The organism is Kocuria turfanensis (genome assembly GCF_001580365.1).
GTDB lineage: Bacteria > Actinomycetota > Actinomycetes > Actinomycetales > Micrococcaceae > Kocuria > Kocuria turfanensis.
The window spans coordinates 1,161,188-1,180,469 of record NZ_CP014480.1 but is presented as its reverse complement, the minus strand read 5'-3'; the positions used below and the strand labels follow the sequence as shown (position 1 = coordinate 1,180,469).

17 protein-coding genes and 1 tRNA gene are annotated in these 19,282 nt (G+C 75.1%); 12 read left to right on the top strand and 6 right to left on the bottom strand.

The features are described 5' to 3' along the window. Positions 1-7: 7 nt before the first annotated feature. From guaB to AYX06_RS05375, 7 genes are all read left to right on the top strand, one after another. Complete coding sequence (guaB, locus tag AYX06_RS05405; protein WP_084271467.1) at positions 8-1,570, top strand: IMP dehydrogenase; 1,563 nt, start codon at positions 8-10, stop codon at positions 1,568-1,570. 34 nt (positions 1,571-1,604) lie between these two features. After that, complete coding sequence (locus AYX06_RS05400) at positions 1,605-2,726, top strand: GuaB3 family IMP dehydrogenase-related protein (RefSeq protein WP_047801800.1); 1,122 nt, start codon at positions 1,605-1,607, stop codon at positions 2,724-2,726. Between the two features lie 112 nt (positions 2,727-2,838). Then, the gene (locus tag AYX06_RS05395; RefSeq protein WP_062734914.1) at positions 2,839-3,849 is read left to right on the top strand and encodes an SURF1 family cytochrome oxidase biogenesis protein; all 1,011 of its coding nucleotides are present in this window, start codon (positions 2,839-2,841) and stop codon (positions 3,847-3,849) included. Then, a complete protein-coding gene (locus tag AYX06_RS05390; protein ID WP_062734913.1) occupies positions 3,842-4,420 on the top strand; it encodes a DUF3817 domain-containing protein in 579 nt (192 codons plus the stop codon). Before AYX06_RS05395 ends, AYX06_RS05390 begins: the two co-directional genes overlap by 8 nt. Before the next feature lie 23 nt (positions 4,421-4,443). Beyond that, entirely contained in the window at positions 4,444-6,051 is a 1,608-nt protein-coding gene (guaA, locus tag AYX06_RS05385; RefSeq protein WP_062734912.1) for a glutamine-hydrolyzing GMP synthase, read from the top strand. 150 nt (positions 6,052-6,201) lie between these two features. Then, positions 6,202-9,948: a hypothetical protein gene (locus AYX06_RS05380; RefSeq protein ID WP_062734911.1), complete on the top strand. Its 3,747-nt coding sequence runs from the start codon at positions 6,202-6,204 to the stop codon at positions 9,946-9,948. Further along, positions 9,938-10,198 carry a hypothetical protein gene (locus tag AYX06_RS05375; protein WP_062734910.1) on the top strand — a complete coding sequence of 87 codons (261 nt, stop codon included), beginning with the start codon at positions 9,938-9,940 and terminating at the stop codon, positions 10,196-10,198. Before AYX06_RS05380 ends, AYX06_RS05375 begins: the two co-directional genes overlap by 11 nt. Here the strand turns inward: AYX06_RS05375 and AYX06_RS05370 are convergent. The 3 genes from AYX06_RS05370 to AYX06_RS05360 form a co-directional block, all read right to left on the bottom strand. Beyond that, complete coding sequence (locus AYX06_RS05370) at positions 10,167-10,898, bottom strand: SAF domain-containing protein (protein ID WP_062736899.1); 732 nt, start codon at positions 10,896-10,898, stop codon at positions 10,167-10,169. The two genes, AYX06_RS05375 and AYX06_RS05370, sit on opposite strands and share 32 nt — an antisense overlap. 122 nt (positions 10,899-11,020) lie before the next feature. Next, on the bottom strand, positions 11,021-11,344 hold the full coding sequence (locus tag AYX06_RS05365) for an FmdB family zinc ribbon protein (protein WP_062734909.1): 324 nt from the start codon (positions 11,342-11,344) through the stop codon (positions 11,021-11,023). Between the two features lie 63 nt (positions 11,345-11,407). After that, entirely contained in the window at positions 11,408-12,043 is a 636-nt protein-coding gene (locus tag AYX06_RS05360; RefSeq protein WP_062734908.1) for a 5-formyltetrahydrofolate cyclo-ligase, read from the bottom strand. Between the two features lie 139 nt (positions 12,044-12,182). Between AYX06_RS05360 and galU the strand changes: the two genes are divergently transcribed. The 4 genes from galU to AYX06_RS05340 all read left to right on the top strand — a co-directional run bounded on the left by galU (position 12,183) and on the right by AYX06_RS05340 (position 16,683). Then, entirely contained in the window at positions 12,183-13,097 is a 915-nt protein-coding gene (gene galU / locus AYX06_RS05355) for a UTP--glucose-1-phosphate uridylyltransferase GalU (protein WP_062734907.1), read from the top strand. Positions 13,098-13,111: 14 nt separating this feature from the next. Beyond that, entirely contained in the window at positions 13,112-13,744 is a 633-nt protein-coding gene (locus AYX06_RS05350; RefSeq protein ID WP_062734906.1) for a GNAT family N-acetyltransferase, read from the top strand. Positions 13,745-13,892: 148 nt separating this feature from the next. After that, positions 13,893-14,807, top strand: coding sequence for a hypothetical protein (locus AYX06_RS05345; protein WP_232319399.1), 915 nt, complete (start codon positions 13,893-13,895; stop codon positions 14,805-14,807). A 157-nt stretch (positions 14,808-14,964) separates the two neighbouring features. Next, positions 14,965-16,683, top strand: a complete 1,719-nt coding sequence (locus AYX06_RS05340; RefSeq protein WP_062734905.1) for a CYTH and CHAD domain-containing protein — start codon at positions 14,965-14,967, stop codon at positions 16,681-16,683. 102 nt (positions 16,684-16,785) lie between these two features. Here AYX06_RS05340 and AYX06_RS05335 read toward each other — a convergent pair. Further along, positions 16,786-16,858: transfer RNA gene (locus tag AYX06_RS05335), tRNA-Ala, on the bottom strand. Positions 16,859-16,978: 120 nt separating this feature from the next. Here AYX06_RS05335 and AYX06_RS05330 point away from each other — a divergent pair. Beyond that, positions 16,979-17,860, top strand: a complete 882-nt coding sequence (locus AYX06_RS05330) for a LysR family transcriptional regulator substrate-binding protein (protein WP_062734904.1) — start codon at positions 16,979-16,981, stop codon at positions 17,858-17,860. Between the two features lie 29 nt (positions 17,861-17,889). Here the strand turns inward: AYX06_RS05330 and AYX06_RS05325 are convergent, their stop codons facing one another. Continuing rightward, a complete protein-coding gene (locus AYX06_RS05325) occupies positions 17,890-18,231 on the bottom strand; it encodes an antibiotic biosynthesis monooxygenase family protein (RefSeq protein WP_062734903.1) in 342 nt (113 codons plus the stop codon). Further along, entirely contained in the window at positions 18,228-19,220 is a 993-nt protein-coding gene (locus AYX06_RS05320) for a mechanosensitive ion channel family protein (RefSeq protein WP_062734902.1), read from the bottom strand. The genes AYX06_RS05325 and AYX06_RS05320 overlap by 4 nt, the downstream gene beginning before the upstream one ends. Between the last annotated feature and the right edge of the window lie 62 nt (positions 19,221-19,282).

Sequence of the window (19,282 nt, the reverse complement as noted above, 5' to 3'; positions counted from 1 at the left end):
CCGTAGAATGGACGGGACTCCCTCGAAGCTGAAAGGCCCCACCGTGTCGGATACCGCCGTCCCCACCGCCCTGTCCGAGGACCCGTTCGGGTTCACCGGGCTGACCTACGACGACGTCCTGCTGCTGCCCGGCAACACGGACGTCATCCCGTCGGAGGCCTCGACGCGCACCCGGCTGTCCCGGCGCATCACCCTGGAGGTGCCGCTGCTGTCCGCCGCCATGGACACCGTCACCGAGTCCCCGATGGCCATCGCGATGGCCCGCCAGGGCGGCCTGGGCGTGATCCACCGCAACCTCTCGATCGAGGACCAGGCGGAGCACGTGGACCGGGTCAAGCGCAGCGAGTCGGGCATGATCACCGACCCCGTGACCATCTCCCCGGACGCGACCCTCGAGGAGCTCGACCGGCTCTGCGGCTACTACCGGGTCTCCGGGCTGCCGGTCGTGGACGCGGAGCAGAAGCTGCTGGGCATCATCACCAACCGGGACACCCGCTACCTGCCGGAGAGCGACTTCCCGAAGCGCCGGGTGCACGAGATCATGACGCCCATGCCCCTGATCACCGGCAAGGTGGGGATGGCCAAGGACGACGCCCACGCCCTGCTGGCCTCGAACAAGATCGAGAAGCTCCCGCTGGTCGACGACGCCGGCCGGCTCACCGGGCTGATCACCATCAAGGACTTCACCAAGGCCGAGCAGTACCCGTACGCCACGAAGGACGACGAGGGACGCCTGCGCGTCGGCGCCGCCGTCGGCTTCTTCGGCGACGGCTTCGAGCGCGCCATGGCCCTCGTGGAGGCCGGGGTGGACGCGCTGTTCATCGACACCGCCAACGGCCACTCCCAGGGCGTGCTCGAGATGGTCGCCCGGCTCAAGGCGGAGCCCGCCGCCGCCCACGTGGACGTGATCGGCGGCCAGGCCGCCACCCGGCACGGCGCGCAGGCCATCGTCGACGCCGGCGCGGACGCCGTGAAGGTCGGCGTGGGCCCCGGCTCGATCTGCACGACCCGCATCATCGCCGGCGTGGGCGTGCCCCAGGTCACCGCCGTCAACGAGGCGGCCAAGGCCGCGATCCCGGCGGGCGTGCCCCTGATCGCCGACGGCGGCCTGCAGTACTCCGGCGACATCGGCAAGGCCCTCGTGGCCGGCGCGGACTCCGTCATGGTCGGCTCCCTGCTCGCCGGCTGCGACGAGTCCCCGGGCGAGCTGATCTTCGTCAACGGCAAGCAGTTCAAGACCTACCGGGGGATGGGCTCGCTGGGGGCCATGCAGTCCCGCGGCAAGAAGACCTCCTACTCGAAGGACCGCTACTTCCAGGCCGACGTCTCCAGCGACGAGAAGCTCATCCCCGAGGGCATCGAGGGCCAGGTGCCCTACCGGGGCCCGCTCTCGGCCGTGGTGCACCAGCTCGACGGCGGCCTGCGCCAGACCATGTTCTACGTGGGCGCCCACAGCCTGGAGGAGCTCAAGCACAAGGGCCGGTTCGTGCGCATCACCCCCGCCGGGCTCAAGGAGTCCCACCCGCACGACATCACCATGACCGTCGAAGCACCCAACTACCAGCGCTGAGCGGCGGTCCGCTGCACCCTCCGGAAAGGACACCATGAGCTACGACATCGAGATCGGCCGGTCCAAACGCGCCCGCCGCACCTTCTCCCTCGACGAGATCGCCCTCGTCCCCTCCCGCCGCACCCGCGACCCCCGGGACGTCTCCACGGACTGGCAGATCGACGCCTACCGGTTCTCGATCCCCTTCCTGGGCGCCCCGATGGACTCGGCCACGTCCCCGGAGACGGCCATCGCCCTCGGCCGCGCCGGGGGACTGGGCGTGCTGGACCTCGAGGGGCTGTGGACCCGCTACGAGGACCCGCAGCCGGTGCTCGACGAGATCGCGGACCTCTCCGGCGACGACGCCCCGGCCGCGACCCGCCGGATGCAGGAGCTCTACGAGGCCCCGGTGCAGCCCGAGCTGATCACCGCCCGGCTCGCCCAGATCCGGGAGGCCGGCGTGATCGTGGCGGGCTCGCTCACCCCGCAGCGCACCGTGGAGCACTACCGGACGGTCCTGGACGCCGGGGTGGACGTCTTCGTGATCCGCGGGACCACGGTCTCCGCGGAGCACGTCTCCCGCAACCAGGAGCCCCTGGACCTCAAGAAGTTCATCTACGACCTCGACGTCCCGGTCATCGTGGGCGGCGCGGCCGGCTACACCCCCGCCCTGCACCTCATGCGCACCGGCGCGGCAGGGGTGCTCGTGGGCTTCGGCGGCGGCGCGTCCATGCGGATCCAGAACACCCTGGGCATCCACGCGGCCATGGCCACGGCGATCTCCGACGTCGCCGCCGCCCGCCGGGACTACCTCGACGAGTCCGGCGGCCGCTACGTCCACGTCATCGCCGACGGCGGCGTGGGGGTCTCCGGGGACATCGTCAAGGCCCTCGCGATGGGCGCCGACGCCGTGATGCTGGGCACCGCCCTGGCCCGCACGGCCGAGGCCCCCGGGCAGGGCTGGCACTGGGGCGCGGAGGCCCACCACGGGCAGCTCCCGCGCGGACTGCGCACCCGGGTGGGCACGGTCGGGCCGCTGCAGGAGGTCCTCTTCGGCCCCTCCCGGCACGTGGACGGCACCTCCAACCTCGTGGGCGCGCTGCGCCGGTCGATGGCCACCACCGGGTACCTGGAGCTCAAGGAGTTCCAGCGCGCCGAGGTGGTCATCCGCGGCTGAGCCCCGCCCGTGCCGGGGTCCCCGCGGACCCCGGCACGGGGGCCGGCGCCGTCGTCCCGTGCGGGCGGGCCGGAATTGGCGAACGTCCAGGAAGGCGCACTAGCCTTGACGGGTGCTCACGACCGCCCTGCGCCCCCGATCGATCCTCACGCTGCTCGTGAGCCTCGGGCTGGCCGTGGGCTTCGTGCTGCTCAGCCAGTGGCAGCTGGAGTCCAGCGAGCGGGCCCGCACGGTGGAGGACCCCGCCAAGGACGTGGCCGTCCCGCTCGCCGAGGCCGCCGAGGCCGGGGCTCCCGTCACCGCGGCGCAGGCCGACCAGCTGGTCACGGTCACCGGGGACTACCGGGACGGCTCCACGCTCCTGGTCCCCGGGCGGCTGCAGGACGGGACCGAGGGGTACTGGGTCGTCTCGGCGCTGACCGTGGCCGACAGCGCGGGGCGGTGGCCGGACGCCGCCGGCGAGCTCACCGTGGCCGTGGCCCGCGGCTGGACCGCGGATCCCGCGGCCGTGCCGGCGGAGCCCGAGGGCCGGGTCGGCGTCGTCGGCCGCTACCTGCCCGCCGAGGGCCCGGTGCCCGGCGAGGACCTGCCGGACGGCCAGGTGGGCACGGTGTCCCCGGCCCAGCTCACCAACCTCTGGGACGCCCCGCTCTACGCCGGGTTCGTGGCGGCCTTCGCCGAGAACCCGGCCTCCGCGCCCTTCCAGCTCCGCGAGGACGGGACGCTCGTCGCGGACCCGGCGCTGCTGAGCCCGCGGCTGTCCGAGCTGGAGATCGACCAGCAGCCCACGGACGAGTCCGTGAACCTGCTCAACCTCTTCTACGCGGTCGAGTGGGTGGTCTTCGCCGGCTTCGCCCTCTACATCTGGTGGCGGTTCGTGCGCGACGAGTGGCTGCGCGAGCAGCACCCCGAGGAGTACTTCTACTTCGAGGGCGAGTACTACCTCGACGAGGCGAGCGGGCGCTACTACTACTACGACCCCGAGGCGGGGGAGTACTACTGGTTCGACGACCAGCCCGGCGACCAGCCCCGTGACCAGCCCGGCGAGCAGCCCGGCGACCGGGCCCGCGGAGCGGGCGCCCACGACAGGACCCAGGACAGGACCGGAGCCCACCATGACTGAACCCACCCAGCCGACCCCCTCCCCGAAGGAGCGCACCGACGGGGTGCGGGTCTCGCTCCCGCAGGACGCCCGGCCCGCGACCGGCGGTCCCGGCCGGGTCCCGCGCCGGACGGCCCTGCAGCCGCGCCGGCGCTTCGGCGGCACCGAGGCCCAGATCCGGGGGGCGCTGACCTTCTACATGGTCTGCGCCTGGATCTCCGGCACGTTCCTGCTGCTGCTCGTGGCCGAGATGATCACCCGCTACGGGCTGGGCTACGATCTGATCGCCGGGGGCACGGACAAGCTCACGGGGCAGACGGTGGCCCTGGGCTGGCAGGACCTGGAGCTGGAGAACCTCGCCGGCGGGGTCAACATCTCCACGTGGATCCTCATCGTGCACGGCTGGTTCTACGTGGTCTACCTCGTCTCCTGCTTCCGGGTCTGGACGCTGATGCGCTGGCCCTTCCCCCAGCTGGTGGTCATGGCCCTCGGCGGCGTCGTGCCGTTCCTGTCCTTCGTGGTGGAGCGCAAGATCCACGCCTCGACCACCGCGGAGCTGCGCGCCAACCCGAAGGCCGCCAAGCGGTACTGAGCCTCTCCCGCGCCTGGCCTAGGATGGAGGGCGTGACCGAAACACCTGAGACCCGTACCGAGCTGGAGCAGCGCCCGGTCCTGGTGGTCGACTACGGCGCGCAGTACGCGCAGCTGATCGCCCGCCGGGTCCGCGAGGCCAACGTCTATTCCGAGATCGTCCCGCACACCTGGTCCACCGAGCAGATCCTCGCCAAGCAGCCGGCGGCGATCATCCTCTCGGGCGGCCCGTCCTCCGTCTACGCCGAGGACGCCCCGCAGCAGGACCCCGCCCTCTTCGAGGCCGGCGTGCCCGTCTTCGGCATCTGCTACGGCTTCCAGGCCATGGCCCAGGCCCTCGGGGGCACGGTCGCGCACACCGGGGCCCGCGAGTACGGCGCGACCACCGCGACCGCCGTGGGCGGCCCCGGCGCCTCCATCCTCGAGGGCTCGCCCGGCACCCAGACCGTGTGGATGAGCCACGGCGACTCCGTGGTCGAGGCGCCCGCCGGGTTCGAGGTCCTCGCCTCCACCGAGACCACCCCGGTGGCCGCGTTCGCCGACGACACCCGCCGCCTGTACGGGGTGCAGTGGCACCCCGAGGTCAAGCACTCCGTGCACGGGCAGAAGGTGCTGGAGCACTTCCTGTTCGACGGCGCGCGCGTGGAGCCGACCTGGTCCACCGGCAACATCATCGAGGAGCACGTCCAACGGATCCGCGAGCAGGTCGGCTCCGCCTCCGTGATCTGCGGGCTCTCCGGCGGCGTGGACTCCGCCGTGGCCGCCGCCCTGGTCCAGCGGGCCGTGGGCGACCAGCTCACCTGCGTGTTCGTGGACCACGGCCTGCTCCGGGAGGGCGAGGCCGAGCAGGTCGAGAAGGACTTCGTCGCCGCCACCGGCGTCAACCTGTACGTGGCCGAGGAGAAGGAGCGCTTCCTCGGCGCCCTCGCCGGCGTCACCGACCCGGAGCAGAAGCGCAAGATCATCGGCCGGGAGTTCATCCGCTCCTTCGAGGCCGCCGCGGAGGCCGTCGCCCGCACCGCCGCCCAGGAGGGGGAGCCCGTGCGCTTCCTCGTCCAGGGCACCCTCTACCCCGACGTCGTCGAGTCCGGCGGCGGGGAGGGCGCCGCCAACATCAAGAGCCACCACAACGTGGGCGGGCTGCCGGAGGACCTGCAGTTCGAGCTCGTGGAGCCGCTGCGCACCCTGTTCAAGGACGAGGTGCGGGCCGTGGGCCGGGAGCTGGGCCTGCCCCACGAGATCGTGGGCCGCCAGCCCTTCCCCGGCCCCGGCCTGGGCATCCGGATCATCGGGGAGGTCACCGAGGCCAACCTCGCGGTGCTGCGCCGGGCGGACGCCATCGCCCGCGAGGAGCTCACCCGCGCCGGGCTCGACGACGAGGTCTGGCAGATGCCGGTCGTGCTCCTGGCCGACGTGCGCTCGGTGGGCGTGCAGGGCGACGGCCGCACCTACGGGCACCCGATCGTGCTGCGCCCGGTCTCCAGCGAGGACGCCATGACCGCCGACTGGTCGCGCCTGCCCTACGACCTGCTGGCCCGCGTCTCCAACCGGATCACCAACGAGGTCGAAGAGGTCAACCGGGTGGTGCTGGACGTCACGTCCAAGCCCCCGGGCACCATCGAGTGGGAGTAGGCATCCAGCGGGAGTAGCCGTCGTGCGGGGGCAGCCCCGCAGGAGCCGCCCCCGCACGGGCGAGACACGAGCAGCCGGGGTCGGGTGGTCCGCGCGGACCACCCGGCCCGTGCGCGCCCGGCCCCCGGGCCGCGGCGCAGGAGGAGAACCATGTCGATCGCATCCGACCGCACCCCCCAGACGTCGGACACCCCCGGGACGCCGCCCGAGCGCGTCTCGCTGCAGCCGTGGACCCGGCAGATGGACGCCTACACCGGGCCGGACACCCTGCTGGACTTCAACCAGGTCGACAACGTCTGCATCGACCTGACCGAGGCGAACTCCTCGGGCCAGGCGCAGCTGCTCATGGGCCGGCCCACCCGCCTGTCCACGATCGTGCACGACCCCCAGGCCTACGGTCTGGCCGTGCGGGCCGCGCGCTCCCTGCGCACCAAGATCCACGAGCTGTCGGTCAACCACGGGCTCGACGCCGCGTACCTCGCCGCCGGCACCGCCTCCTGGCTCGCCCGCCCCAAGGGCTCGGACCCGACCGGGGCGGGCCAGCGGCGCTGGATCGCCCCGGTGCTGCTCGCCCCGCTCACGCTCAGGCCGCGCCCCGAGCTCGACGACTTCGAGCTGCAGCTCGTGGGCCCCGCCCGGCTCAACCCCGCGATGGTCCGCCGGCTGGCCGCCGACCACGGCGTGGACCTCACCTCCGGGGAGCTGGCCCGGCTCGCCTACGGCACCCGCCGGCTCGACCCGGCCCCGGCCCTGGAGACCCTGCGCACCCTGGCCGGGGCGGTGCCGGGGATGCACGTGGAGCACAAGCTGCTCGTCTCCACGTTCGCGGACCTGCACGACCGTCCCGCCGACCTGTCGGTCGTGGCCCGCACCGCGGTGGTGCGCGACCTCGCCCGGCTCAAGGCCGCCACCGTGGGGCGCATCCCCCAGGTGCAGGAGATCTCCCACGACGCGCCCCCGCTGGACGAACGCGACCCCGCCGGCGAGCTGCTGCTGCTCGACGCCGACGGCCCCCAGCAGGAGGTCCTGGACCTCGCGGCGCAGGGGCACTCCTTCGTGGTCACCGCCGCACCCGGCACGGGCCAGCTCGACACCGCCGTGAACACCGTGGGCACCCTCGTGGCCGCCGGGCGCACCGTCCTGGTGCTGGGGGAGCGGCGCACCACGCTGGCGGCCTTCGGGCGCCGGATGGACGGGCTCGGGCTGGGCACCGCGGTGCTGCCGCTGTCCTCCCAGCTCAGCGACGCCGACGTGGCCCAGCAGCTCATCCGCGCGGTCGCCCGCAACGAGCGCGCCGAGCGCCCCGACCTCGCCGAGCTGCACGAGACGCTGCGCACCAGCCGCGACCAGCTGGCCGAGCACGTGCGGTCCCTGCACACCGTGCGCCCGCGCTGGTCCGTCTCCCCGTACCGGGCGGTGCAGGCCCTCGCCGAGCTGACCTCCCGCCGCCCGGCCCCGGCCACCGCGGTGCGCTTCCCGCGCTCGGTGCTCGACGCCGTCGCGGACCGGGACGCCGTGGTGGCCCGCCTCGGGCGCGCCGCCGAGCTCGGAGCTTTCGACGCCGGGATCCTGGCCGGGCCGTGGAGCGGGGCGCGGCTGGTCAACGAGGACGAGTCCCGCCAGGCCCACCGCCTCGCCCAGTCCCTGCTGCTCGAGCTGACCACCCTGGAGACCGGGATGCGCCACGTCCTGGCCACCAGCGGACTGCGCGGCGGCACGACCGTCCCGGAGTGGGGGCGGCAGCTGCGCCTGCTCCAGGAGGTCCAGGACTCCCTGACCCGGTTCACCCCGGACATCTACGACCGGCCGGTCACGGACCTGGTCGCCGCCACCGCCGGCTCCGCCTGGCGGCGCGAGCACGGGATCGAGATGACCGGCCTGCAGCGCTCGCGGCTGCGCAAGGCCGCCAAGGAGTACATCCGGCACGGCGTCCACCTGTCCGACCTGCACAGCGCCCTCGTGCGGGTGCAGTCGCAGAGGGAGCGGTGGCAGGAGTGGGCCACGTCGTCGAAGCACCCCGTGGTCTCCGAGCGGGTGGAGGAGCTCGCGGCCGTGCACGCCCGGTTCGTGGAGGACCTGGAGGGCCTGGCGATCGCGCTCGAGGGCGCCCCGGCCGGCGAGGACCTGCTCGCCCGGCCGATCGACCGCCTGCGCGAGACCCTGGACGGGCTCATCAACGACGAGGACAACCTCGAGATGCTGCCCGAGCGCACGGTCCTGCTCGACGAGCTGCGCGGCCAGGGCCTCGGCGAGCTCGTGGACGACCTGGTGCGGCGCACCGTGCCGCCCGAGCAGGTGCCCGGGGAGTTCGACCTGGCCTGGTGGCAGTCCACTCTGGAGGCCATGATCACCGGCGACGACTTCCTGGCGATGCCCGAGGGGCACACCCTGCGCACGGTGGAGTCCACGTTCCGGCGCGCCGACGCCGCGCACATCGCCTCCGGCGCCGGCCGGCTGCTGTGGGAGCTCGCCGACCGCTGGCAGCGCACCGTGCGGCGGTCCCCGCGCGCCGGCGCCGCCCTGCGCCGGATGCTGCGCGCCGGCGCCGCCCCGCTGGAGGAGGTCAGCGCCTCCGCCGGCGAGCTGATCGGCTCGCTGGTGCCCGTGTGGACGGCCAGCCCGCTCGTCCTCTCGGCGGCGCTGCCCGAGGAGCACGACTTCGACGCCGTGGTGGTGCTCGACGCCGAGAGCTCCCCGCTCGCGGCGGTGCTGCCGGCGCTGACCCGCTGCCGGCAGGTCATCGCGTTCGGCGACCCGCACCTGGGCCGGCCCCAGCCCTTCACCGTGGCGCCCACCGCGGCGCCGGCCCCGGGCGCCCATCCCGTGGTCGAGGTGGACAGCGCCTTCGACGCCCTCTCCCGCGTGGTGCCGGAGCGGACGCTGCGGACCGTCCACCGGTCGATGGACGAGCGGGTCTTCCACTACCTCGACGAGCAGTTCTACGGCGGGCGGCTGCGCCGGCTGCCGCACGGCGAGTCCGTCACCGGCACCGCGCCGGCGCTCTCCGTGGAGTACGTCCCCGACGGCGTGGGCGCCCTGACCGCCGGGATCGAGGGCATCCAGGCGCCCGCCGCCGAGGTCCGCCGGGTCGTGGAGCTGGTGTTCGAGCACGCCGCCGGCCACCCGCGCCGCTCCCTGGCCGTGGTGACGGCCAGCGCGGTGCACGCCGCCCGGATCGCCGAGGCCGTCCGGCGGCGGATGCGGGAGGAGCCGGCCACCGCGGCGTTCTTCGCCCCGGGGCCCGAGTCCTTCCGGGTGGTCGACCTGCACCGTGCGGCGGGCATCGTCCGGGACACCGTGATCTTCTCCCTGGGCTTCGGCAAGACGGCCAACGGCCGCACCGTGCCGTACCTCGGCGCGCTGTCCGAGCGGCACGGGAGGCAGGCGTTCGTGCTGGCCATGACCCGGGCCCGGCACACCACCCGGATCGTGACCTCGCTGCACCCGGAGGAGGTCGAGGCCAAGGGGCTCCAGCACGGCGCCCGGGACTTCGCCCGCGTGCTCGCCATGCACCTCGGCGCCGGCCTGGACCTCCCCCGCCGGCTCGCGGAGCGCGGGGCGTCGGTGCGGCTGCACCACGCCGGGGTCGTGGACCTCGTGGCCTGGGCGGACACCGAGTCGATGTCGGCCGGGGCCGTGCTCGACGGCCGGACCCGCGCCGAGGGCCGTCCGCTGCGCATCCCCGTGGCCGGGCAGTCCGACGGCTCCGCCGAGGCCGCGGCGCTGTCCGTGCGGGAGCGCTCGCGGCTGCGGCCGCAGCAGCTCGAGCGCACCGGCTGGAACTACCTCACCCTGTGGACGATCGAGGTCTTCACCGACCCCGACACGGTGGCCGAGCTGATCCGGCGCTACCTCGGCCTGCCCACCGGTCCAGGGCAGGATCCCCGTGCCCGGTGAGCCGGAGACCCCGGTCCCGGCCGATCCCGCCCAGGACCGGCCCGCCCCGGAGCGGCCCGCCCAGGAGCGGCCCGCCCGGGACCGGACGCCGACGCGGCGCCGGCCCCGGCGGGCGACCGGCGGCACGTTCTCCGGGGCGGAGCCGCGCCTGGCCGGCCTCGCCGGCCCGGCCCCCGGGACCGGGGACGAGCCCGTGGACGAGGCGCACGAGGACTGGCTCAGGGCCCAACGGCCTCCGCACTGGGGCTGACGGGCGCGGGCACGAGCACCACGGTGCTGGGCCCGGCACCGGCCAGCCGGGCCGCGTCCTCGTGCGGGGCCCCCACCACCAGCAGGCCCGCCTCCTCGCCGGGCGGGGCGGCGAGCAGCCCGCCGTCCGCCCCGGAGGCGGGGGAGGGCACCCACAGCACGGGCAGGGCACGGCCCAGGATCCGCCGCTCGCCGGAGCGGTCGCCGCCGGAGAGCTCGCCGCCGGAGAGGTCGTCGGAGAGACCGACGACGTCCACGTGGTCCCCGGCGCGCACGTGCTGCAGGACCGCCGGGTCGTCGATGCGCAGCGTCACCGCGGTGGCCCCGGCGGGACGGCCGGTGAGCAGCCCGGGGCCGACGACGGCGGCGCCGGTCAGCGGCTGGCCGGCGACGGCGGCCCCAGCCAGGGTGCGCCCGGCCAGCTCGGCCGGGTCGGCGACGGCGCCCTGGGGCACCAGTCCGGGCGGATAGGCGGCCACCGCGAGCTGCTCCGGTCCCAGCACCGTGCCCGCCGGCAGGGCCTCGGCGGCGGTCACGACCGGCACGGTGCCGGTCCGGGGCGGGCCGAGCCGGAGGACGACCAGGCCCAGGGCGAGACTGACGAGAACGGCCGCGGCGAGGCGGCGGCGCCGGGACAGCGCCGAGCGCAGGTGCAGGGACAGCGGGTAGCGCCGCCGGACGGGGCGCGGACGAGGGCTCATGGCCGGCACGCTACGGTCCCGGCCCGCCCCCGGGCACGGCGGCGCGGGGACCCGGGGACGGGGCCGCGGGGCCGTCCCCGGTCGCGGGCCCGGTGGAGCGCGGACGCCGGGAGGGCGCCGGCTCAGGCCGCGGAGCCGCCCGAGCCGGAGGCGGACGTCCCGGTGGAGGACGGGGCGGAGGACGCCGTGGCGGACGCGGCGGCCGCCGGCGCGGCGTCGGCCGTCGCGGGAGCCGGGGCGGAGGACGAGGAGCTCGTGCCGGTGCGGTCGGAGCGCGAGTCGTTGCGGTAGAAGCCGGAGCCCTTGAACACCACGCCCACCGTGTTGAACTTCTTGCGCAGGTCGCCGCCGCACTCGGGGCAGGCCGTCAGGGCGTCCTCGCTGAACGACTGGCGGATGTCGAACGCGTGGCCGCAGTCCTTGCAGGCGTAGGCGTAGACGGGCATGGGTCCTCCTGGAACGGGTCGCCGGGTGCGCTCTCTGGCACTCGAAGGTGTCGAGTGCTGATTCTAGCGTGTGCCGGCACCCGTCCGGGCGCCCAGGCGCACGGGCCCGTCCTCCGTGAGCGCGAGCCCCACGGGGGCGTCGAGCCGCTCCGTGGGGACCGCTCCGGCGGGCAGCACCTCGTCGGCGAACACGCACACTGCGGTGCGCAGCTCGGGATGGGCCGTGCGGGGCAGCTGCGCCAGGAACCGGTCGTAGTAGCCGCCGCCGAAGCCCAGCCGGCCGCCGTCGTGGGAGACCGCGAGCGCGGGCACCAGCAACACCCCCACCGCGCGCATCACCTCGGCTCCGTGGCGGGCGCCCACGGGTTCGCGCAGCCCGCCCAGGCCGCCGGTGCGCACCGGGGCGTCCGGGGTCCAGTGCGCCCACGCGAGCCGGTGGCCCGGCTCGCACACCGGAACCCAGATCCGGTGCCCGCGCCGGTGCGCCGCGGCGAGGGCCGGCTCCAGGGGAGGCTCGGTCGGCATCGGCAGGTACGCCGCGACGTCGAGGTGGGGGCGTCCGGCGAGCAGCTCCGCCAGGTGCCGGTCGAAGCCCACGGCGGCGTGCTCGCGTGCGGCGCGAGCCCGCCGGGTGCGGGCCGCGCGCAGCTCCCGGCGCAGGCGGGCCTTCGCCTCGGCAGGGGTGCCCGGGTCGGTCATCGTCGCGTCCGCTCCTGTCCGGCGCCCGGTCGGGACGGCGTCCCGGACCGACCGGCCCGTCCGGGCCGGTGGTGCGAGGGTAGCCGCGGGTGGCGTGGGGATCAACCGGCGGAGGTCGTCGATCCGTTAGCCTGTGCCCATGAGTGGAAACAGCAACCCCCGCGCGGTCCGCAAGGCCGTGATCCCCGCCGCCGGGCTCGGCACCCGGTTCCTGCCCGCGACGAAGGCCATGCCCAAGGAGATGCTGCCGGTCGTGGACCGCCCGGCCATCCAGTACGTGGTGCAGGAGGCCGTGGACGCCGGCCTGCAGGACGTGCTGATGATCACCGGCCGGTCCAAACGAGCTCTCGAGGACCACTTCGACCGGGTGCCGGCCCTGGAGCACCAGCTGGAGGAGTCCGGCAAGACCGCCCTGCTGCGGGAGGTCGAGCACGCCTCGGAGCTGGGGGAGATCCACTACCTGCGCCAGGCCGACCCCAAGGGGCTGGGGCACGCGGTGCTGCGGGCCAAGATCCACGTGGGCGACGAGCCCTTCGCGGTGCTGCTGGGCGATGACCTCATCGACGCCCGCGACGACCTGCTGACCCAGATGATCGAGGTGCAGGAGCGCACCGGCGGCTCCGTCGTGGCGCTGATGGAGGTCGAGCCCGAGCAGATCAGCTCCTACGGCTGCGCCGACGTCACCGTCGTGGACGGCGACGAGTACGTGCGGATCAACGGGCTGGTGGAGAAGCCCGCCCCGGAGGAGGCCCCGTCCAACCTGGCCATCATCGGCCGCTACGTGCTGCACCCGGACGTGTTCGAGGTGCTGGAGAACACCGCCCCGGGCCGGGGCGGGGAGATCCAGCTCACCGACGCGCTGCAGACCCTGGCCGGGCGCGACGGCGAGGGCGGCGGGGTGTACGGGGTGGTCTTCAAGGGCCGCCGCTACGACACCGGCGACAAGCTCAGCTACCTGAAGGCGAACATCATCCTGGCCTCGGAGCGGGAGGACCTCGGCCCGGAGCTGCGGGAGTGGCTCAAGGACTACACCCGGTCGCTGTCGGTCGGCTGAGAGACCGCGCTGCCGTGGCCGGACAGTTCCGGTGGCCCGTCGTCGTGTCCTGGGGTGATCTCCGGCTGCGCCCCCTGGCCCGGGGGGACCGCCGCGAGTGGGACGTCGTGCGCGCCCGCAACCGGGAGTGGCTCGACCCCTGGGAGGCGACGAACCCCGCCCCCGGCGGAACCGCCCCCACGTTCGGGCAGTTCGTGCGCACCCTCGACCAGCAGGCGCGGCAGGCCACGGCGCTCCCGTTCGTGATCACGGAGCGGATCCCGGGGACGGAGCAGTTCGGCCTCGTCGGCCAGCTCACCGTCTCCGGGATCTCCTGGGGATCCTTCCTCTCCGCGAGCCTGGGCTACTGGGTCGACCGGGAGCAGGCGGGGCGCGGCGTCGCGCCCATGGCGGTGGCCATGGCCACCGACTACTGCTTCCAAGGGCTGGGGCTGCACCGGATGGAGATCAACATCCGCCCGGAGAACACCAAGTCCCTGCGGGTGGTCGAGAAGCTCGGCTTCCGGGACGAGGGCCTGCGCAAGGACTTCCTGCACATCGACGGGCGCTGGACGGACCACCGCAGCTTCGCGATCACCGCCCCGGAGGTGCCCGAGGGGCTGGTGCGGCGGTTCACCGGCTCGGACCGGCCCGCCGTGTGGGAGTGACCGGGCCCGCCGTGTCCACAGGGATACCCACAGGCGGCGCCCCCCGGTAGTAGGCTGTGCCTCACGGCCCGGCCCCGGGCCGGGACACGCCGCGCGCCGGCGGTTCCCGTCCGCTCGTCCGAGCGATCGCAGAGGCAGGACCACGACCATGATCTGGGTGAGCAGCTCGGCCGTGCTGGCCGTGGTGTGCGCGCTCTGCCTGGTGTGGGTCGTGCCGCGTCTGCAGCGCCGCCGCGGGGTCCCCGCCGCGGCACAGGCCCAGGACACCGGCCCCGACGTGGCCGGTGCGGCCCCCGCCGCGGGGGAGCTTCCCCCGCAGGCCGCGGTTCCCTTCCCCGAGTCCCGCCGACGAAGGATCACCATGGCGACCACCGACACCGTCTCCCCGTCGTCCGGGGCGGCCCGCCGCCCCGGGGCGCTGCGCGTCCGGCGCGGCCGCGCCGGCATCTTCCTCGCCGGCTGCACCGCGCTCCTGGCCGCGCTCGTCACCGCCCTCGTCGCGCCCTTCTCGGCCGCGGTGAGCTGGCCGTGGCCCGTGTTCCTGCTGCTGCTGGGGGTGGGCTCCGTGCTCGCCCTGCGCTATCTGGCCGTTCAGGACCGGTCCGCCCGCCGCCGGTCGCGGCCGGTCCCGGCCGCGACCGTGGACCCGCACGCCCCCCGCGGGGACGTGGCCCTGTTCGACAACGAGGACGGGGCGGTCGAGCAGAGCCCCGCCGAGCTGCCCCCCGCCGCCCAGGACGAGCCCGCCGAGGACCTCGACCTCCCGGCCGAGCACGAGCAGCCCCGGGTGCCCCCGGCGTTCACCGTGGAGGAGCTGCGGGCCGAGGCGCTGCGGGTGGCGCGCGAGTCCGCCGATCCCGGCCGCACCTGGGAGCCGGTGCCGGTGCCGCGGCCGACCTACGCGGAGGCCCCGGTGGTGGAGCGCCCCGCCCCGGAGCCGCTGCCGGTGCCCGAGCAGCCCACCTCCCGCTCCAGCAGCCTCAAGGACGCGGTGCGCACGGGGGAGGAGCGCGGCCGCGCCGCCCTCGACCTCGACGACGTCCTGAAGCGCCGCCGCGCCTGAGGCGCCCGCACCCCGCTCCGCCCGCACCCCGCTCCGCCGCCCGGTCGCCGACCGGGCGGCGGAGCCGTTCGAGGGGCCGCGCAGGTCGTCCCGGTATCATCGCCGCAACAGCCGCCCGCCGGCTCCGGCCGCCGGGCGCCCCGACCGAGGAGGACCCATGACCGCCGTCGCCCACCGCGAGGTCGAGCGCAAGTACGAGGTGCCGGAGGGCGCCGAGAGCCGCATCGACTGGAGCGGGCTGCCGGGCTACACGGTCTCCGCCGAGCCCGTGGAGCACCGCATGGAGGCGGTCTACTACGACACCGAGGACATGGCGCTGGGCCGGCGGTCCGTGGCGCTGCGCCGCCGCCGGGGCGGCGCCGACGACGGGTGGCACGTGAAGTTCTCCGAGGCCACCGGCCGGCGGGAGTGGCAGGTCCCGCTGCTGCGGACCCCGGACCGGATGCCCGCGGCCGTGCGCCACCTGCTGGCCGGGCTCACCGGTGGGGAGCCGCTGCGGCCGATCGCGACCCTGCGCACCGTCCGGCGGGTCCTGATGGTCAGCGACGCCGGCGGGGGCGAGGTCGCCGAGCTCGCCGCCGACGTCGTGGAGGCCGTCGACGAGCGCACGGGCACGGCGCGCTCCTGGTCCGAGTGGGAGGTCGAGCTCCTCGACGGGTCGATCCCCGAGGAACGGCAGCAGGAGATCTTCGACGCGGTCGAGTCCTCGATCTTCGCGGTGGGCGGCCGGCCCTCGAGCTCCCGGGCGAAGATCGCCCGCGCGCTCGGCGCCGAGGACGGCGCCGAGGACAGGGCCGGCGCGCCCGCGCCGGGCGGGCCCGCGCAGGAGGCGGAGGAGGCCGGGCGGACGACGGGGAAGGACTCCGCGGGGGACGAGGGCAGGCAGGACGGGAAGACAGGGCAGAAGACAGGAAAGAAGAAGGGGCAGAAAACAGGGAAGAAGAAGGGGCAGCAGAAGGGCCAGAAGGCGAAGGGCACGGGCCCGGAGGTCCTCCGGACGGTGCTGGAGGGACTGGCCGAGCAGCTGGTGCTGTGGGACTTCAAGGTCCGCCTGGACGCCCCGGACGCCGTGCACCAGATGCGGGTGACCTCGCGGTCCCTGCGCAGCGTGCTGCGGGCGGCCGGGCCCTTCTTCGCGGGGGACACCGCACAGGAGCTGGACGGGCGGCTGCGCGAGCTCGCCGGGGCGCTGTCCGCCGCGCGCGACGCCGAGGTGACCGCGGAGCTGCTCGCCGGACGCGTGGCGGCCCTGGACGGCCGGGTGGGTGCGGCCGCGGCGGAGGTCCTGCAGCGCGCCGCGGAGGAGCAGGCGCACCAGGCCGCCGGCACGGTCCGCCGGCACGTCACCTCCCCGGAGCACCTGCAGCTGCTGGCGGACGTCCGGGCGTTCGCGGCGGCGCCGCCGCTGACCGAGGAGTGCGCCGAGCTCTCGGCGCGGGAGGTCGCCGACGCCCTGGTGCACCGGGCCCTGCGGAAGGTGGTCCGGGTGGCCGAGCGGGGGGCCGCGGCGGAGGAGGCCGGGGAGACGGCGCAGGAGCAGCGGCTCGAGCACCTGCACGACGTCCGCAAGGCCGTCAAGCGGGTGCGCTACGTCGACGGCGTCCTGGGCCGGGCCGGGTTCCGCCCCGGGAAGTCGCTGCGCCGGGCCGCCCGGGACGCGGAGGACTACCAGGACGCGCTGGGCCGGGTGATGGACGCCACGGTGGTCGAGCGGTGGCTCGCGGGCCGGGCAAAGGCCCTCCAGGGCTCGGGGGAGGACCGCTACGCGGTGGGCCTGCTGCACGGCGCCGAGGTGTCCCGGCTGCACGCCGGGGCGGAGGGCGGCTCCGAGGTGGTGGGCGTGCTGCTGTCGCAGCTGCGCGCGGACCTCGCCTGAGCGCTGGGCGTCCGGGCCGGCCGCACCCGCCGGGTGCGGCCGGCCCGGACACGACGGAGGCCCCCACCTGGCGTCCTGCCTGGTGGGGGCCTCCTGATCCGGTGGAGCTAAGGGGAATCGAACCCCTGACCTTTTCATTGCGAACGAAACGCTCTACCAACTGAGCTATAGCCCCGGAGCAACCGTTCCATCCTATACACCCGGGGCCGGTTTTGCATCTCGGGGGGCCGGCGTGCCGCGCAGCGCGCCGCCGGGTGGTCGGGAGCCGGTCCCGGCAGTGGGTAGATTGGCGGCCATGGACGACGCGCCCGGGCCCCTGCACCCCACCGACGACGACGCCGGGAGGGCGGCCGACCTCGCCGTCGCCTTCGTGCCCGGGGTGATGCCGGGCAAGTGGTTCTTCCGCTGGCGGGACCGCAACCGCGGCCGGGTCCTGGCCGAGCGCCCGCTGGAGACGGACGCGTGGCGGGAGGAGCTGGAGGCGGGGCGCGCGCACGCCTGCTTCGTGCGGCTGCCCGCCCACCCGAGGGCCGGAGCCGACGACCTCGCCACCCTGCGCCGGCAGTTCCGGGCCGTGGAGCTCTACGCCGAGCAGCAGGTCGTGGTGCTGCCGCGCGAGCACGAGCTGACGCTGCTCGACGAGGTGCCCGTCGCGGAGCTCGTGGACGAGGTGCTGCTGCAGGAGCCGGCGACCCTGCCCGAGCGGGAGCGGCTGCGCTCCCCGGAGGCGGCGGCCGCGGACGCCCCGCTGCCGCCGATCCGCCACGCCCGCGACGCGATCGAGCTCGTCGCCGCGGGACTGGGGCTGGTCGTGGTGCCGATGTCGGTGGCGCGGCTGCACCACCGCAAGGACCTCGTCCACCGTGTGGTGCCCGACGCGGCCACGGTCCCCGTGCTGCTCGTGTGGCCGCAGGACCTGCCCGAGGAGCAGGAGGAGCTCGTGCAGGACTTCGTGGGCGTGGTCCGCGGACGCGGCCTCAACAGCTCCCGCGGAGCGGGGACGGCACCGGCCCGTGAGGACGGGACGGCCGCGGGCGGGAAGGGGCGGACGACGGCGCCCTCCCGCGGCGCCGCCCGGGTCCCGCGCGGCCCGGCCCGCGGTGCAGGCGGACGCGCCGGAGGAGCCAGGGGAGGAGCCAGGGGCGGGCGCCGCTCCGGCGGCCGGGGACGGCGCTGACCCTGCGCTGACCCGGTGCTGACCCGGGGCTACGACTGCTCGACGGCCACCGTGTAGGACCACAGCTCCGAGGAGGTCCCCACCGGGGCCGGACGCCCGGAGGAATCCGCCCCGTGGCCGGCACCGCCCTCGCCGCCGCGGCCGTGCGAGCGGGCGAAGTCCTGGGAGGACGTCCAGGCCGCGAAGGACTGCTCGTCGGCCCAGCGGGTCAGCACGAGCCACTGGGTGCGGCCGTCCGTGGGCCGGAGCAGCTCGAAGCCCTCGAACCCGGGGACCCGGGCCATGGACCCGCGGTGGGCGGCGAAACGCCGGCCCAGCTCGTCGCCGGAGTCGGCCGGAACGGTGATGGCGTTGATCTTGACGATGCTCATGCGCCCGATCCTGGCACACCGCGCCGGACGGCCCGGACCTGTCCCGTCTCGGGCGTCGTGGAGGAGCCGGGCTCCGTCCCGTCCTGCCGGATCACCGTCTGGTTCAGCAGCGGCACGTGCAGGCCCTCACGGTCGAGCATCTTCTTCATCCGCAGCCGCAGCGCCCGGGCCACGTCCCACTGCTTGAGGGGCACGGTGCGCACGGCGACGCGCACGGTCACCGACTCGCCGGTGACGGCCTCCACCCCCCACACCTCCGGGTCCTCGGTGATGAACTCGCCGACCTTGGGGTCGTCCCGCAGCAGGGTGGCCTCGTGCAGGAGGAGCTCGGTCATCAGCTCGATGTTCGTGTCGTAGGGCACCGGCAGGTCGAGCACGCAGCGCGCCCAGCCCTGGGACTGGTTGCCGACGCGCAGGATCTCCCCGTTGCGCACGTGCCACAGGGTGCCGTTGACGTCCCGGACCTGCGTCACCCGCAGCCCCACGGACTCCACGGTGCCGCTGGCCTCGCCGAGGTCGACGACGTCGCCGATCCCGAGCTGGTCCTCGGCGACGATGAAGATCCCGGACAGGTAGTCCTTCACCAGGGACTGCGCCCCGAAGCTCAGGGCCACGCCGGCGATCCCGGCGCTGGCCAGGACGGGGCCGATGTCGTACTCGAGCTCCGAGAGGACCATCAGCAGCGCGACCGCCCAGATCAGCACGGTGCCCACGGAGGAGAGCACGGAGCCGATGGTCGTGGCCCGCTGCGACTGGCGGGCCCCCGCGAGCCCGGCGTCCTCGACCCACCGCGGCCGGCCCCGGTCGAGCCGGCGGACGATCCTGGAGCGGGTGCCGCGGGCGATGCCGCCGGACACCCGGCGGATGAGCAGCCGGGCCACAGCGGCGAGCAGGGTCGCGCCCAGCAGGACGATCAGGATCCGCAGCGGCTTGTCCAGCCAGAACTGCCAGCTCAGGTCGGGAACGGGGGACGAGATGGGGAGGAGCATGGGGGAAGCGTAGCGAACCCGCCCGCCGGTCCGGACGCCGTCCAGCCGCCCCGGTGGAGCAT

Excerpts from the sequence above, each read along its gene's own strand:
- AYX06_RS05325 (WP_062734903.1), bottom strand. The coding sequence starts at position 18,231 with ATGAGCATCGTCAAGATCAACGCCATCACCGTTCCGGCCGACTCCGGC.
- AYX06_RS05345 (WP_232319399.1), top strand. The coding sequence starts at position 13,893 with ATGATCTGGGTGAGCAGCTCGGCCGTGCTGGCCGTGGTGTGCGCGCTC.
- guaB (WP_084271467.1), top strand. The coding sequence starts at position 8 with ATGGACGGGACTCCCTCGAAGCTGAAAGGCCCCACCGTGTCGGATACC.
- AYX06_RS05330 (WP_062734904.1), top strand. The coding sequence starts at position 16,979 with ATGGACGACGCGCCCGGGCCCCTGCACCCCACCGACGACGACGCCGGG.
- guaA (WP_062734912.1), top strand. The coding sequence starts at position 4,444 with ATGGAGGGCGTGACCGAAACACCTGAGACCCGTACCGAGCTGGAGCAG.
- AYX06_RS05320 (WP_062734902.1), bottom strand. The coding sequence starts at position 19,220 with ATGCTCCTCCCCATCTCGTCCCCCGTTCCCGACCTGAGCTGGCAGTTC.
- AYX06_RS05340 (WP_062734905.1), top strand. The coding sequence starts at position 14,965 with ATGACCGCCGTCGCCCACCGCGAGGTCGAGCGCAAGTACGAGGTGCCG.
- AYX06_RS05360 (WP_062734908.1), bottom strand. The coding sequence starts at position 12,043 with ATGACCGACCCGGGCACCCCTGCCGAGGCGAAGGCCCGCCTGCGCCGG.
- galU (WP_062734907.1), top strand. The coding sequence starts at position 12,183 with ATGAGTGGAAACAGCAACCCCCGCGCGGTCCGCAAGGCCGTGATCCCC.
- AYX06_RS05365 (WP_062734909.1), bottom strand. The coding sequence starts at position 11,344 with ATGCCCGTCTACGCCTACGCCTGCAAGGACTGCGGCCACGCGTTCGAC.
- AYX06_RS05400 (WP_047801800.1), top strand. The coding sequence starts at position 1,605 with ATGAGCTACGACATCGAGATCGGCCGGTCCAAACGCGCCCGCCGCACC.
- AYX06_RS05380 (WP_062734911.1), top strand. The coding sequence starts at position 6,202 with ATGTCGATCGCATCCGACCGCACCCCCCAGACGTCGGACACCCCCGGG.
- AYX06_RS05390 (WP_062734913.1), top strand. The coding sequence starts at position 3,842 with ATGACTGAACCCACCCAGCCGACCCCCTCCCCGAAGGAGCGCACCGAC.
- AYX06_RS05370 (WP_062736899.1), bottom strand. The coding sequence starts at position 10,898 with ATGAGCCCTCGTCCGCGCCCCGTCCGGCGGCGCTACCCGCTGTCCCTG.